The 13,997-nt window shown below is 65.7% G+C and carries 14 protein-coding genes; 7 read left to right on the forward strand and 7 right to left on the reverse strand.

Features of this window, described 5'->3' with window-relative positions; genetic code table 11:
* The first annotated feature begins 7 nt into the window (after positions 1 to 7).
* Both greA and ACFQU1_RS06995 read left to right on the forward strand, forming a co-directional pair.
* The gene (gene greA, locus ACFQU1_RS06990; RefSeq protein ID WP_378130709.1) at positions 8 to 481 is read left to right on the forward strand and encodes a transcription elongation factor GreA; all 474 of its coding nucleotides are present in this window, start codon (positions 8 to 10) and stop codon (positions 479 to 481) included.
* Positions 465 to 1,073: a hypothetical protein gene (locus ACFQU1_RS06995; protein WP_378130711.1), complete on the forward strand. Its 609-nt coding sequence runs from the start codon at positions 465 to 467 to the stop codon at positions 1,071 to 1,073. The genes greA and ACFQU1_RS06995 overlap by 17 nt, the downstream gene beginning before the upstream one ends.
* Positions 1,074 to 1,086: 13 nt before the next feature.
* On the opposite strand, the gene ACFQU1_RS07000 is transcribed toward ACFQU1_RS06995, so the two are convergent.
* Complete coding sequence (locus ACFQU1_RS07000) at positions 1,087 to 1,557, reverse strand: Lrp/AsnC family transcriptional regulator (protein WP_378130714.1); 471 nt, start codon at positions 1,555 to 1,557, stop codon at positions 1,087 to 1,089.
* 96 nt (positions 1,558 to 1,653) lie between these two features.
* On the opposite strand from ACFQU1_RS07000, the gene ACFQU1_RS07005 reads away from it, so the two are divergent.
* The 3 genes from ACFQU1_RS07005 (at position 1,654) to ACFQU1_RS07015 (ending at position 4,598) form a co-directional block, all read left to right on the forward strand.
* On the forward strand, positions 1,654 to 2,628 hold the full coding sequence (locus ACFQU1_RS07005; RefSeq protein ID WP_378130716.1) for a mitochondrial fission ELM1 family protein: 975 nt from the start codon (positions 1,654 to 1,656) through the stop codon (positions 2,626 to 2,628).
* Between the two features lie 64 nt (positions 2,629 to 2,692).
* On the forward strand, positions 2,693 to 3,655 hold the full coding sequence (gene trxB / locus ACFQU1_RS07010) for a thioredoxin-disulfide reductase (protein WP_378130718.1): 963 nt from the start codon (positions 2,693 to 2,695) through the stop codon (positions 3,653 to 3,655).
* Positions 3,656 to 3,707: 52 nt separating this feature from the next.
* Positions 3,708 to 4,598 carry a LysR family transcriptional regulator gene (locus tag ACFQU1_RS07015; protein WP_378130720.1) on the forward strand — a complete coding sequence of 297 codons (891 nt, stop codon included), beginning with the start codon at positions 3,708 to 3,710 and terminating at the stop codon, positions 4,596 to 4,598.
* A gap of 416 nt (positions 4,599 to 5,014) precedes the next feature.
* On the opposite strand, the gene msrP is transcribed toward ACFQU1_RS07015, so the two are convergent.
* From msrP to ACFQU1_RS07040, 5 genes are all read right to left on the reverse strand, one after another.
* Positions 5,015 to 5,968, reverse strand: coding sequence for a protein-methionine-sulfoxide reductase catalytic subunit MsrP (gene msrP / locus ACFQU1_RS07020; protein ID WP_378130722.1), 954 nt, complete (start codon positions 5,966 to 5,968; stop codon positions 5,015 to 5,017).
* Between the two features lie 77 nt (positions 5,969 to 6,045).
* Positions 6,046 to 7,827 carry an AMP-binding protein gene (locus ACFQU1_RS07025; protein WP_378130724.1) on the reverse strand — a complete coding sequence of 594 codons (1,782 nt, stop codon included), beginning with the start codon at positions 7,825 to 7,827 and terminating at the stop codon, positions 6,046 to 6,048.
* Positions 7,828 to 7,916: 89 nt separating this feature from the next.
* Entirely contained in the window at positions 7,917 to 9,962 is a 2,046-nt protein-coding gene (locus ACFQU1_RS07030) for an elongation factor G (RefSeq protein ID WP_378130726.1), read from the reverse strand.
* A 154-nt stretch (positions 9,963 to 10,116) separates the two neighbouring features.
* Positions 10,117 to 10,626: a DUF992 domain-containing protein gene (locus ACFQU1_RS07035; protein ID WP_378130728.1), complete on the reverse strand. Its 510-nt coding sequence runs from the start codon at positions 10,624 to 10,626 to the stop codon at positions 10,117 to 10,119.
* A gap of 93 nt (positions 10,627 to 10,719) precedes the next feature.
* Positions 10,720 to 11,922: a pyridoxal phosphate-dependent aminotransferase gene (locus ACFQU1_RS07040; protein ID WP_378130730.1), complete on the reverse strand. Its 1,203-nt coding sequence runs from the start codon at positions 11,920 to 11,922 to the stop codon at positions 10,720 to 10,722.
* Positions 11,923 to 12,147: 225 nt separating this feature from the next.
* Between ACFQU1_RS07040 and ACFQU1_RS07045 the strand changes: the two genes are divergently transcribed.
* Both ACFQU1_RS07045 and ACFQU1_RS07050 read left to right on the forward strand, forming a co-directional pair.
* Complete coding sequence (locus ACFQU1_RS07045; RefSeq protein ID WP_378130732.1) at positions 12,148 to 12,357, forward strand: hypothetical protein; 210 nt, start codon at positions 12,148 to 12,150, stop codon at positions 12,355 to 12,357.
* A gap of 81 nt (positions 12,358 to 12,438) precedes the next feature.
* Positions 12,439 to 13,593: a PQQ-dependent sugar dehydrogenase gene (locus ACFQU1_RS07050; protein WP_378130735.1), complete on the forward strand. Its 1,155-nt coding sequence runs from the start codon at positions 12,439 to 12,441 to the stop codon at positions 13,591 to 13,593.
* Here the strand turns inward: ACFQU1_RS07050 and ACFQU1_RS07055 are convergent.
* The gene (locus ACFQU1_RS07055; protein WP_378130737.1) at positions 13,574 to 13,945 is read right to left on the reverse strand and encodes a DMT family protein; all 372 of its coding nucleotides are present in this window, start codon (positions 13,943 to 13,945) and stop codon (positions 13,574 to 13,576) included. The genes ACFQU1_RS07050 and ACFQU1_RS07055 overlap by 20 nt on opposite strands.
* Between the last annotated feature and the right edge of the window lie 52 nt (positions 13,946 to 13,997).

The following is a 13,997-nucleotide window of genomic DNA, read 5'->3' on the forward strand; positions in this document are numbered from 1 at the left end:
AGGACGAATGGAGAAGATCCCGATGACCGCGGCGGGCTATGCCGCCCTGGAGGCGGAGTTGAAGCGCCGCCAGCAGGAGGAACGTCCGCGCATCATCCAGGCAATCTCCGAGGCGCGTGCGCTGGGCGATCTGTCGGAGAACGCCGAGTACCACGCCGCCAAGGAAGCGCAGGGCTTGAACGAAAGCCGCGTGCAGGAGCTGGAGGCGCTGATCTCGCGCGCGGAGATCATCGACGTATCGAAGCTCGATGGTCAGGTCATCAAATTCGGCGCGACCGTGACCCTCGTCGACGAGGACACGGAGGAGCAGAAGGTCTACCAGATCGTCGGCGAGCCGGAGGCGGACGTGCGCCTCGGACGGATGTCGATCACCTCCCCCGTTGCGCGCGCCCTCATCGGCAAGACGATCGGCGACTCCGTCGAGGTGAATACGCCGGGTGGCGGGAAATCCTACGAGATCGTCAATGTCGCCTTCCGCTGACCTCGCGGAGACGGGGGAACCGGTAAGCGACAGCGCCCCGGGCGAGTTGGCCGGCCGCCCGGATGGCGTACGGTCTCGCAGGGCCATTGTGGCCGGCTTGGCGGCGCTCGCCGTTCTCGGCGGAGCAGGCTGTGTGTCCGCCCGCAATACCCCGCTGCCGGCGGGGCTCGCCTCATCTTTGGTCATCTCCTCGATCCGGGTCGATGTCTCGCAGCTGCGCGCCAAGGGGCTCGGCCCCTGGTCCGACCTCATCCAGCAGGCGACGGCCGACCAGCTCCGGCGGGAATTCGCCGGGCGCATGGCGAGCGGCGGCGCCCAGCTGAGCGTGGTGATGCAGGGCGTGACGCTGGAGAGCTACGTCGGTGGTGGCGGAAGCGACTTCCCCGGCGATGCCGAAAACACCAATGACTATCTCGAAGGCGATGCCTTCGTGCTGTCACGCCGCGGCGAGGTGCTGGCCAAATACCACATTCTGCTCGCCCTGCCGTCCTCGACCGCCGGCGCGTGGTATCTTCCCAATATCGACGAGCGACGCATCGTCAGCCTCTCGCAGAACTTTGCGCGCTGGGTAAAGCGCGACGTCCTCGGCTAACCTCGCAGTCGCGTCAGCTGCGCTCCATGGGCACGATCGGCTCGTCCTTGACGACGTCGAGCGTCACCGCTGTGCGCACGTTTCGCACATTGGGCAGTCCGGTCAGCTCCAGCACGAAGCTCTGGAAAGCCCTGAGATCGGGCGCGACGCATTTCAGGATGTAGTCGATATCGCCCGAGAGGGTCCAGCATTCACGCACCAGCGGCCAGGCGCGGATGCGCTCCTCGAACTGGGCGAGGTCGGTCTCGGCCTGACTCGCCAGATGCACCATCGCAAAACAGGTCACCTGGTAGCCGAGCTGCTTCTCATCGAGAAGCGCGCGATAGCCCTTGATGATGCCGGCTTCTTCGAGCGCACGCACCCGCCGGAGGCAGGGAGGAGCCGACAACCCCGCCCGCTTGGCGAGTTCCACATTTGTGATGCGGCCGTCGGCCTGAAGCCCGCTGAGGATCTTCCAATCGGTGGCGTCCAAGGTGAAACGCAAGGGGAAACCATCCCTTCCCGCGGCTGCGCAGGCTGTGTAGACCGGACGGCAGAGTGACACAAGGGCGCGGCAGGCGCCCGCTGATCGGAGCCCATCGTGACGCTACCGGCGAAGACGAGCGCATGGGTGCTGACGGACGGCAAGATCGGCGACGAGGCTCAGTGCCTGGCCATCACCGATGCGCTCGGCCTCGAGCCCGCCGTGCGGCGCGTTGCACCCCGCCCGCCCTTCTCCTGGGCCATGCCTTACGGGCCGATCGACCCGCGCGAGGCGCCTGGCCGGCCGGCAAGCCCGGTCGCGCCGCCCTTCCCCGATCTCCTCATCGCCTCCGGGCGGCGCTCCATCGCCTATGTCCGCCATGTGAAGCGGGCTTCGCGGGGGCGTACCTTCACCGTCATTCTCAAGGACCCGCGTACCGGCACCGGCGCGGCGGATTTCATCTGGGTGGCGCAACATGACCGCCTGCGGGGCGACAATGTCCTCGTCACCTTGACGAGCCCGCATCGCGTCTCCGCCGAGCGGCTCGCGGCGGCACGCGAGAACCCGCCGCCGGCGCTCGCTGCTCTGCCTGCCCCGCGCGCGGCGGTGCTCGTCGGGGGCAACAGCCGCCATTACCGCTTCACCGAGGCCGACATCGCCCGCTTTCTGGCCGACCTGCGCCGCCTCGCCGACTCAGGCGTTGCGCTGATGATGACCGCATCGCGGCGCACGCCCCCGCCCCTTGCCGCCGCACTCGCCGAGCTCGCCGCATCGGGGGCCGGCTATCTATGGGACGGCATGGGCGACAATCCCTATATCGCGCTTCTCGCATTGGCTGATTCGGTCGTGGTCACCGCTGATTCGACCAATATGTTGAGCGAGGCAGCGGTAACGGGAATGCCCATCCTCGTTTTCGAGCCCTCCGGCGGCCACGATAAGATCAAAGCGTTGCTCCAAGGCCTCAGGTGCGCAGGAGCTGTGCGCACTTTCGCGGGAAGGCTTGAACAGGGCGCATACGTGCCATTAAATTCAACATCAATCATCGCGGATGCGATCGCCGTAGCTTTTCGACGGTATCAGGCGCATCTGTGATCCCCTCCCGCGGCGCGAGCGCCGCATCGGCAGCGGTCGAAAAGGCCGCGCACCGGACCAGACTATGACCCACACGCATGCCCAAGTTCTCATCGTCGGCTCCGGGCCTGCCGGCTATACGGCCGCCATCTATGCAGCCCGGGCAATGCTCGAGCCGGTGCTCGTCACCGGCATTCAGCAGGGCGGGCAACTCACGATCACCACGGATGTGGAAAACTACCCGGGTTTCGCCGATGTCATCCAGGGCCCGTGGCTCGTCGAGCAGATGCGGCTTCAGGCAGAGCACGTCGGCACCCGGCTCGTCAGCGACCATATCTCGTCCGTGAACCTCGGCCGCAGGCCCTTCGAGCTCAAGGGCGACGGGGGCGACACCTATTCGGCCGACACGCTGATCATCGCGACCGGGGCCCAGGCCCGCTGGCTCGGCCTGCCGTCCGAGCAGAAATTTCAGGGCTTCGGGGTCTCGGCCTGCGCCACCTGCGATGGCTTCTTCTTCCGCAACAAGCAGGTGGTCGTGATCGGCGGCGGCAATACCGCGGTCGAGGAAGCGCTCTATCTGGCCCAGATCGCCGCGGAGGTCACGCTCGTCCACCGCCGCGATAGCCTGCGCGCCGAGCGCATCCTGCAGCAACGGCTGTTTCAGCACCCGCGCATAAAGGTGCTCTGGAATACGGAACTCGAGGAAATCTGCGGCTCCGAGGCGCCGCTCTCGGTCAGCCACGTTCGTCTCAAGAACGTGTTGACGAAAGAGATCACGGAACAGAAGACGGACGGCGTCTTCGTGGCGATCGGGCACAAGCCGGCGAGCGAAATGGTCGCCGGGCAGCTCGACCTGACCCCTTCCGGCTATATCCGCACCGTTCCCGGGTCGACGGCGACCTCCATTCCCGGAGTCTTCGCCGCCGGCGACGTGACCGATGAGGTCTTCCGCCAAGCCGTCACCGCAGCCGGGCTCGGCTGCATGGCGGCCTTGGAGGCAGAACGATGGTTGGTCACACAAAAGGCCGACCTCAGGGCGGCCGAGTGACGGGACGTCGCGGATCCGAAATCAGAACATAGAAGACGCCCGGGGGGCGGCCGTGGATTGGGATAAAGTTCGCATTTTCTACACCGTCGCCGAGGCGGGCAGCTTCACGCGCGCCGGCGATGATCTCGGACTGAGCCAGTCCGCTGTCAGCCGACAAGTCAGTGCGCTCGAGCGGGAGTTGCGAGCGCCCCTGTTTCATCGGCATGCCCGCGGTCTCATCCTGACCGAGCAGGGCGAACTGCTTTTCCGCGCCGCGCGCGATATGACCATGCGACTCGATTCGACGCGGGCGCGGCTCGCCGAATCACGCGAGCGCCCCTCCGGCAATCTGCGCGTCACGACGACGCTTGGCCTCGGATCCCATTGGCTGACGCCGCGGCTGGGCGAGTTCCTCGATCTCTATCCGGATGTCCGGGTGGAGTTGATCCTGACCGACGACGAGCTCGATCTTTCGATGCGCGAAGCCGACGTGGCGATCCGCCTGCGGCAACCCGTGCAGGGCGATCTCATCCAGCGCCGCCTCTTCACGGTGCATTTTCATGTCTATGCGTCCACCGAATACCTCAAGCGATTTGGCCAACCCGACAAATTGGCGGACCTGGACAGCCACCGCATCCTGACCTTCGGCGGGTCGATTCCCCATTACCTGTTGGCGGTGCATTGGCTCGCTACCGCCGGCCGCGACTCCAAGGATCCGCGCCCCTACCATCTCGTGGTCAACAACATGACCGCTCTGAAGAAAGCAACCGAGCGGGGCGCCGGCATTGCGGTGCTGCCGGATTACATCGTCGAGCCTGGGCTTGGCCTTGTGCAAATTCTGACCGACGTCGAGATGCCTTCGCTGGACAGTTACCTGGTCTTTCCGGAGGAGATGAAGAACGTCGCTCGCGTCCAGGTTTTCCGCGATTTCCTGATCGGCAAGGCCCAGCGGTGGACCTACTGATAGGGTTGTGAGGCCGATTAAATATGCGGCATCTGCATAGCAGTCATGCCACGTGTTGCATTGCAAAAAGGCAGTTCCGGGATCATATTGATGGTGGCTGAAGACGTTGGGCTCCGCACCACCTCCCGGCGTAGAGCTTGTTTTCGGCCGTTCCCCTCTGGAAGTGTTCTGACTTCGGTCAGGCATTAACTCGGGCCGGATTTCCTCACGGATTTCCGGCCCCTTTTATTTGCACCGGCTGCATTGCACGCCGCCCCGGCCCCAGATGGGCCTCGGCATCCCCCTTGCGCGAATCAAAACGTCGGCCATGCGCCTGCTTCGGCCGTCACAGGCGCGAAGGGCGTTACTCAGCCGTGCGGGATCGAGCGCCGGCACGCTCCGATGCGGCGACGCCTACGTCTTGGGCCGGCCGCCGCTCACATGAACAGCTTTTCCCCGTCCATGCCCTTATAGAGATCGGCGACATACTCGCCGTAACCGTTGTAGATCAGCGTCGGCCGATAATCGCCGGTTCCCAGGATCTCCTCGCGCGCCTGGCTCCAGCGCGGATGCGGCACCTCCGGATTCACATTGGCCCAGAAGCCATATTCCGAAGATTGCAGGCTCTCCCAATAGCTGACTGGCCGCTTCTCCGAAAAGGAGACGGCGACGATCGATTTGATGGACTTGAAGCCGTATTTCCACGGCGTCGCGAGCCGGATCGGCGCGCCCATCACTTTGGGCAGCGGCTTGCCATAGGCGCCCGTGACGATGAAGGCGAGATCGTTCGTGGCCTCGGCGATCGTGAGCCCCTCCGTATAGGGCCAGGGGTACCAGGTCTGCTTTTGCGCCGGCGCGATCTTGGGATCGAGGAAGGTCTTCATCACCACATATTTTGCGGAGCCGAGGGGCTTTGCCATCTCGACGAGCGCACGCATGGGAAAGCCCGTCCAGGGCACGGCCATCGACCAGGCCTCGACGCAGCGGTGGCGATAGAGGCGTTCCTCCAGCGTCACCCGCTTTACGAGATCCTCGAAAGCGATCTCGAAGGGTTTCTCAACGAGCCCGTCGACCTTGATGGTCCAGGGATGAGTCGGCAGGGCCTCCGCCGCCGAAGCGACGCGCTTGGAAAAGCCGAATTCGTAGAAATTGTTGTAGTTGGTGTTGTCGGCCTCGGGCGTGATCGGCCGGTCGAGCGTGTAGTGACTGTTGCGTGCGGCCGGATAGAGGCTCGCGGTCGGATCCGCCGCAGCCCGTGCCAGCCCCGGTAGGAAGGCGGTGCCGGCGATCGCGCCCGTCCCAGCCATGACGGCCCGTCTGTTGAAGAAAAGCGGCTCGGCCGTTGCGTCCTGCTCGGGCAGTTCCCAGCCACGTCTTTTTTTCACGAACATCGAGAGCCTCGCTTCCTCGTTTGTCAGGAAACAAGCGCGCATTTTGCGCCGGCTGCAAGTCACGCCTTCGGGAGTGATCAGGCCTGCGCGCCCGCCGTTTCGCCCGCCAGCACCTCTTCGCGCAACACGCGGCGCAGCACCTTCCCGACATTGGACTTTGGCAGGCTCTGCCGGAACACGATGCGCCGCGGCAGCTTGTAGCCGGTCAAGCTCTCCCTGGCGAAGGCGCGGATCTCCTCCTCGGTGAGCGAGGGATCGCGTGGCACGATATAAGCGGTGACGATTTCACCGGATTGTGCATCGGGCAGGCCGATGACCGCGACTTCCAGCACCTTCGGATGGCGGGCAATGACGTCCTCGACCTCCGTCGGATAGACGTTGAAGCCGGACACGATGATCATGTCCTTGATGCGGTCGACGATGCGCAGCACCCCGTCCGGCTCCATCACCGCGAGATCGCCGGTGCGGAAGAAGCCGTCGGCGGTCATCACCGCCGCCGTCGCCTCCGGGTGGCGCCAATAGCCGGCCATGACCTGCGGGCCGCGCACGCAGATCTCGCCGACCTCGCCCAGGCCGAGATCCGTGTCGCTGCCCGGCGCGCGGATGACGACCTCCGTCGAAGGCAAGGGATAGCCGACCGTGCCGGTGAAGGCTTCGATATCCAGCCGGTTGACCGAAATCACCGGTGAGGTTTCCGAGAGCCCGTAGCCCTCGATGATCGGCCGGCCGGTCAGATCCTTCCAGCGCCGGGCGACCGCCTGCTGCGTCGCCATGCCGCCCGATACGCAGAAGGCGAGATGGGAGAAATCCACGCTCTTCGCCGCCGGGTGATTGGCGATGGCATTGAAGAGCGTGTTGACGCCGCACAGCATGGTGAAGCGCTCGCTCTTCATCGTCTTGATCAGGCGGCCGATGTCGCGTGGATTGGCGATGAGCAGCGAGGTCACGCCCGCCGTCAGCCGGCTGACGCAACACGCCGTGAGCGCGAAGATGTGGTAGAGCGGCAGCGCCGTCACCATCACCTGCCCAGGTGTATCGTCCGGCACCCAGGTGCCGACCCAGGCGCGGATTTGCGCGGCATTCGCGACGATATTGCGATGGGTGAGCATCGCGCCCTTCGGAATGCCGGTCGTGCCGCCGGTATATTGCAGGAAGGCGATATCCTCGCCGGCGATCGTCACTGGTGCGGGCGCCGCCTTTCGGCCGGCGGCGAGGGCCTTGGCGAAACTGATGCCGTTCGGCAGCGAGAAAGGCGGCACGGCCTTTTTGACATGCCGCGAGACCAAATTGACGATCCCGCCCTTCAAGCCCATCAGGTCGCCGGGCGACACCACGACGACCGCCTCGAGCGGGAGTTCCGGCAGGACTTCCTGCACTACATGCGCGAAGTTCTCGAGAACGAAGACGACGCGCGGCTCGGCGTCGGCGAGCTGCAACCTCAGCTCGCGCGCCGTATAGAGCGGATTGACATTGACCACCGCATAACCGCCGCGGATCGCGCCGATCATGATCGCCGGATAGGCGAGCACATTCGGCATCATGATGGCGATGCGATCGCCTTTACGCAGCCCGCGGCTCTGCAGCCAGGACGTCACCGCGTCGGCGGCGCGGCCGAGGTCGCGATAGCTCAGGCTGGCGCCAAAGCTGCGGAAGGCGGCACGCTCGCCGTAGCGGTCGATGGCCGTCGTGAAGAGATCGGCGAGCGTGCCGAGGCTTGCGCTATCGATCGCCTGCGGCATGCCCGGCGGATAGGCCGAGAGCCAGGGGGCAGCATGGGCCGATGATGCCCCCGGGCCCCTCCCCTCGTTCACGCTCTTGGCGGAGGTGGCACTTGCCCCCGGCGAACCCGTCTTGGCCATCGATCGTTTCCTGCCCGGCCCTCAGGCCAATCTGACAAGCATCTTACAACGAAGTCTCTCGTTGGCATGGCCATTATGCATGCGCGGCGCTATGCGTGCGCCGCTTGCGCCACGCTTTCGGCAGCTTTGCCGGTGAGCTCGGCGAAATGATCGAAGCGGGCAGAGAAGGTGCCGACCCCGGCTGTGGCCGAGCGCAAATCGACGATCAGGTCGCCGATCTCCGCTTCGGGGATCTGGGCGCGAACAACATCCCATCCATCCCAGCCCGGGCGGCGATCATAGCCGAGGATCTGCCCCCGGCGCGCCGAGATCAGCCCGGTGATTCTCACCATCACCTCCGACGGCAGCGCGAGCTCGACGCCGAGCACCGGCTCGAGCAGCACGGGGCTGGCCTTCGGCAGGGCCTCGGCGAGCGCAAGCCGCGCCGCCGCCCGGAACGCCATATCCGAGGAATCGACGGAATGGTACGAGCCGTCCTTCAGCGTCACTTCGAAATCGACGACCGGGAAACCGAGCGGCCCGCGGCCTGCCGCCTCGCGCACCCCGGCTTCGACGGAGGAGATATACTGCCGCGGCACAACCCCGCCGGTGATCATGTCGGTGAAGATCAGCCCCTCACCGCGCGCCAGCGGCGCGACGTCGATCACCACGTCGCCATACTGGCCGTGGCCGCCGGATTGCTTCTTATGCCGGCCGCGCGCCGAGGCCGGGCTGCGAATCGTCTCGCGATAGGCGACATTGGGGCGACGGACGGAAACCTGCACGCCGTAACGACTCTGCAGGCGCTCCAATGCGACCCGCAGATGCATCTCGCCCTGACCGCACAGGCGCATTTCGCCGAGATCGGGCCGGTGCTCCACGGTAAGCGATGGATCATCTTCCATGAACTTGGCGAGAGCGGTGGCCAGGCGGACGTCGTCCTTGCGATCGCTGGTGGCGAGTGCGCTCGCGAAAACAGGCTGCGGGGGAGCGACCGGTGCCAACGCCAGCGGCGCGACACGGCCCTCGGCGATCGTTTCGCCCGTGGCGATGCCTTCGAGGCGCGCGAGGGCCACCGTATCGCCTGCCTGCGCGGCCGAGAGCCGCGTCGTGGCAGCGCCTTGGAGCCGCAGGATGCTGGCGACGCGCGCCTCCGCGCCGCTCGATCCGGTAACGGTCGTGCCCTCGCTGAAGCTGCCGCGCAGCACGCGCACCAGGGAGAGCTTGCCGCCCTGGGCCACATGGGAGGTCTTGATCACCTGCGCGAGCGCCGGGCCCTCGGTGGGCACACCGAGCCGCACCGCAACCGCGCTCACATCCGGCGCCTCGTGGCGCAAGGCCTTCAGGAGCCTCGTGACGCCGTTGCCGCGCTCGCCGGCCCCGAGCAGCACCGGAACCACATGCTGCTCGCGCAATTCGCGCGACAGATCGTCGAAAATGCGGTCTCGCGGCGGTTCGATGTCGTCGAGAAGCGCTTCGAGAAGGGCGTCGTCATAGTCGGCGAGCTTCTCGAGCATCGAGTAGCGCGCTTCCTTCTCGGCCGGCAGTTCGGTTTCCGGCAACTCGACCACCTCGCTCGCCGCATGCTCGCGATAGACGAAGGCCCGCTCCAGGGCGAGATCGATGAAGCCGACGGCGATGCCGTCCTTCCAGATCGGGATCTGGCGCAGGAGAAGGCGCGTGCGCGACGCGCTCTGGAGAAGCGTGAGGGCGTCCCAGAGTTCAGCCGTCGCCCCATCGACCTTGTTGAGAAAGACGAGGCGAGGAATGCCGGCTTCCTCGAGCTCGCGCAGCACCACTTCGAGGGCGCGCAGCTTGCGCGGGTCTGCCTCGCACACGACCACTGCCGCATCGCAGGCCGGCAATACGGTGCGCATCTCGTGCTGGAATTCGACCGACCCCGGACAATCGATGAAGGTATAGCGGTCGCCGAGATAATCGATCGAGGCGACATTGGCCTCGACGCTCATGAGATGAGCGCGAGCCTCCGGGCTCGCGTCGCCAAGGGTATTGCCGTCGGCCACCCGGCCCTGCCGATCGATGGCGCCGGCCCGCGCCAGGATAGCTTCTAGGAGTGTCGTCTTGCCGCTCTGCTGGGGACCGACGATCGCGATCAATCGCGGCCCCGCGGCGTCTCTGCCGCTTTGCGCAACCATGGCATTCTCCTCTCCCGCGGAGCCACCGCCATGGGGCGGTGGTCGCATCTGTCGGGCTCTTTGCGGCCCCTCGGGAGATGGTCACGCCATCGGCGTCGCGAATCAAGCTGTATTCGGAGGGCCGTCGCTGCGCGTCACGAATCGGCGCGCGGCGTCAGCGACGCCGGCCGGTGACGCGCGCCGGCGCCAGTTCGAGCGCAGCCACACCGAGCGCGATATTGACGCCGCGCTGTCCCTGGACGGACAGGGGTTGCAGGCTGAACGACCGGCGCGATCCACCGACCAGGAGATTGGCCCCGACGCCGGCACCCGCTGTGGCTTCGCCGGATACGCCGCCATAGCCACCCGCAAGGGCCCCACGGCGTGCGCTCCTGCTCGTCGAGAGCACATCCCAGACGAGCGTGCCGCCGGTGGTCGCGCCGAGGTCGAGACCGAAGCGCCGGATCGTGCCGACATAGTGGTCCTGCCAGCCGGCGCGGTCGTGATAGACGCAGCTCAGCGCCTTCGCCGAGGTGATGAGGAGCCCCGGCCCGCCGGAGACGTTGCAGGTCAATCGGCCGACGCGGTTCTCGCCGCGTTGGGCAGCCGCCGGAAGACTCGTCGCGACTACGACGACACCGAGAGTCGCGGCGCCGAGAAGGCGCGGAAGGATGCGGTTGTTCATGGAAGCTCTCCGTCGATCGTCAAGAAATCGATCGCTGTCGATGCTTCCCCAACGCGCCCTTCCGCCGCCGAGTTCCGGTCCGGCGCGCTCGCCTCAGCGGAGCTCCGCGCAAAAACGCTGGATGCGCGAGCAGGCATCTTCCAGCTTGTCGACGGAGGTGGCGTAGCTCACGCGGAAATTCGGCCCGAGGCCGAAGGACGAGCCGTGCACGGCCGCGACGCCTTCGATGGCGAGCAGCTCCATGACGAAGTCCTCGTCCGTCTCGATGACCTTGCCGGACGGCGTCCTCTTGCCGATCAGCGGCGCACAGGAGGGATAGACGTAGAATGCGCCCTCCGGCGTCGGGCAGGTCAGGCCGCGCGCCTGGTTGAGCATGGAAACGACAAGCGCGCGACGCTCCTCGAAGGCTTTGCGGAAGACCTTCAGATGGTCCTGCGGACCGTCGAGGGCCTCCACCGCCGCCCATTGCGCGATCGAGCAGGCGCCGGAGGTCTGCTGCCCCTGCACCATGTCCATGGCGCGGATGAGCTGTTCGGGGCCGGCCGCATAACCGATGCGCCAGCCCGTCATGGCATAGGACTTCGACACGCCGTTCATGGTCAGGGTGCGGTCGTAGAGCGCGGGCTCGACCTGCGCTGGCGTCACGAACTCGAAGTCGCCATAGACGAGATGCTCGTACATGTCGTCCGTGAGCACCCAGACATGCGGATGCCGGACGAGCACGTCGGTGAGCTTCTTCATCTCGTCGTGGCTATAGGCTGCGCCGGACGGATTCGACGGCGAGTTGAGCAGAACCCACTTCGTCTTCGGGGTAATCGCCCGCTCCAAGTCTTCGGGTTGCAGCTTGAAGTTTTTCTCCATCATCGTGTTGACGATCACCGGTGTGCCGCCGCACAGCGCGACGATCTCCGGATAGCTGACCCAATAGGGCGCGGAGATCACCACCTCGTCGCCCGGATTGAGGGTGGCGAGCAGGGCATTGTAGATGACATGCTTGCCGCCCGTCCCGACGATGACCTGCGAGGGCTTGTAGTCGAGGTGGTTCTCGCGCTTGAACTTGCGGGTGATCGCCTCGCGCAGCTGCACGATGCCGGGCACGGGGGTATATTTCGTCTCGCCCCGGCGAATGGCGGCGATCGCGGCTTCCTTCACATTCTCCGGCGTGTCGAAATCCGGCTCGCCGACGGACAACGAGATCACGTCGCGACCGGTGGCTTTGAGATCTCGGGCCTTTTGCGTCAGCGTGATCGTCGCGGACGGCTTGATGCGCGAGAGGGCATCAGCAAGAAAGGCCATGGCACCGGCTCCTCAAGGGGTTTTTCGAAAGGCGCCGGACACTAGTCGCTCGGGCATTGCCGCGCAAGGCGACACCGCGCAGCGGCGGGAACTTTCCGTTAACTGCCCCATTGACTTGCAGAAGCCACGCCGACCGGCATCTGCCATGGTGTGCCATCGCACCGCTGGCAATCCCAGGCAGATCTACGTTCGGAACATCAGTCGTAGGGCTCGGAGGGAGCTCGTATGAATATCAATGATCCCATCCGGATGGCGGATATCCGCAAGTCGCGTACCGTCGCCGCATCCATGTCGCGTTTCGAGGTCGAGCGTCAGTTCAAGATGTCGCTCATGCTCGTTATCGTGCTGACCGTAGCCACTCTCGCAATCACCGCGATCAATCACATTTCCACGACCGATACCGTCCGCCTGCCCGTCCCGACGCGCGTTTCATAGGGACGCGCTTGACGAACCGTCCTCCGGCCCCATGTGCACGCTTGATGCGTGCCTATGCTGGGCAACGACGGAGGACGGACGATGCGTGCACTCGCGCTGGGCTTGCTCGCCTGTTCGGCGATCTTGGCGGCTGAACAGGGACGGGCGCAAAGCGCTCCGGACCGCGCCCGACGTGGGCAGGCTGTCGATGGGCAGGTTGTGGTGGAGACGGTCGCGAACGGCCTGAACCGCCCTTGGAGCCTCGCCTTCCTTCCGGACGGACGGATGCTCGTCACGGAGCGTGGCGGCAGCCTGCGCGTGGTGTCGAGCGAAGGGGCGAAATCTCAGCCCGTCGCCGGCGTTCCCGAAGTGAAGGCACGCGGCCAGGGCGGACTGCTGGACGTTGCGCTCGATCCCAATTTTTCCAGCAATCGCCTCATCTATCTGAGCTATGCCGAGCCGCGAGCCGGCGGGCGCGCCGGCACGGCGGTCGCGCGGGGACGGCTCGACGAGGACGCGCTGCGCTTGAGCGACGTCGCGGTCATCTTCCGCCAGGAGCCGGGCTACAGCGGCAACAATCACTACGGCTCGCGGCTCGCCTTCGCGCCCGACGGCACGTTGTTCGTGACCCTCGGCGAGCGCTTCGACCTGCGCGACAGGGCGCAGGACCTGTCGACCGATCTCGGTAAGGTGGTGCGCATCAACCGCGACGGGTCGATCCCGAGGGACAATCCCTTCGTCGGACGAGAAGGCGCGCGGCCGGAGGTCTGGAGCTATGGCCACCGCAATCCGCAGGCGGCAGCGATCAACCCACGCACGCGTGTGCCGTGGGTCATCGAACATGGGCCGCGCGGCGGCGACGAGGTCAATATCATTCGTAAAGGCGCCAATTACGGCTGGCCGGTGATCGGCTATGGCGTGCACTACTCCGGCGCCAAGATCGGCGTCGGCACAACGCGGCCCGGCATGGAACAGCCCGTCTTCTATTGGGACCCGTCCATTGCCCCCTCGGGCATGGCCTTCCTCACGAGCAACCGTTATCCCGGCTGGCAGGGGAACCTGTTCACCGGCGCGCTCGCCGGCCAGATGCTGGTGCGGCTGGAGCTCTCAGGCGATCGCGTGTTGCGCGAAGAGCGGCTGCTGACGGACCTCGGCGCCCGCATCCGCGACGTGCGCCAAGGACCCGACGGGCTGCTCTATCTCCTGACCGACGAGAGCAATGGCCGGCTGCTCAGGCTCAGGCCAGCGGGCTCTTGAAAATGAAGGCCGCCCCGAGCGCGATCAGCGCGAAGCCGATGGCATGGTTGATGGTGAGCGGCTGCTTCAGGAAGAACACCGAGAAGCCGGCAAAGACGACAAGCGTGACGACCTCTTGAATGGTCTTCAGCTGGGCGGCCGAGTAGACGCTCGCGCCGATGCGATTTGCCGGCACCGCGAGACAATATTCGAAGAAGGCAATGCCCCAGCTCACCACCACCGCGGCCCAGAGCGGGGCGGACTTGTAGTTGAGGTGCCCATACCAGGCGAAGGTCATGAAGACATTCGAACAGATGAGCAGGGCGATCGGCAGGATTGTGGCAGTGGACTGAAGCGCGAGGAATTGCGGCATGGAGGCTCGGAAGGCTCACGGGAGACGGGCGACGAGACCGGCACGATAGAGC

This window comes from Chelatococcus sp. GCM10030263, assembly GCF_042666455.1.
Lineage (GTDB): Bacteria > Pseudomonadota > Alphaproteobacteria > Rhizobiales > Beijerinckiaceae > Chelatococcus.

Coding starts and splice junctions, on each gene's coding strand:
- greA (WP_378130709.1), top strand. CDS start 8: ATGGAGAAGATCCCGATGACCGCGGCGGGCTATGCCGCCCTGGAGGCG.
- ACFQU1_RS06995 (WP_378130711.1), top strand. CDS start 465: ATGTCGCCTTCCGCTGACCTCGCGGAGACGGGGGAACCGGTAAGCGAC.
- trxB (WP_378130718.1), top strand. CDS start 2,693: ATGACCCACACGCATGCCCAAGTTCTCATCGTCGGCTCCGGGCCTGCC.
- msrP (WP_378130722.1), bottom strand. CDS start 5,968: ATGTTCGTGAAAAAAAGACGTGGCTGGGAACTGCCCGAGCAGGACGCA.
- ACFQU1_RS07025 (WP_378130724.1), bottom strand. CDS start 7,827: ATGGCCAAGACGGGTTCGCCGGGGGCAAGTGCCACCTCCGCCAAGAGC.
- ACFQU1_RS07030 (WP_378130726.1), bottom strand. CDS start 9,962: ATGGTTGCGCAAAGCGGCAGAGACGCCGCGGGGCCGCGATTGATCGCG.
- ACFQU1_RS07035 (WP_378130728.1), bottom strand. CDS start 10,626: ATGAACAACCGCATCCTTCCGCGCCTTCTCGGCGCCGCGACTCTCGGT.
- ACFQU1_RS07040 (WP_378130730.1), bottom strand. CDS start 11,922: ATGGCCTTTCTTGCTGATGCCCTCTCGCGCATCAAGCCGTCCGCGACG.
- ACFQU1_RS07045 (WP_378130732.1), top strand. CDS start 12,148: ATGAATATCAATGATCCCATCCGGATGGCGGATATCCGCAAGTCGCGT.
- ACFQU1_RS07050 (WP_378130735.1), top strand. CDS start 12,439: ATGCGTGCACTCGCGCTGGGCTTGCTCGCCTGTTCGGCGATCTTGGCG.
- ACFQU1_RS07055 (WP_378130737.1), bottom strand. CDS start 13,945: ATGCCGCAATTCCTCGCGCTTCAGTCCACTGCCACAATCCTGCCGATC.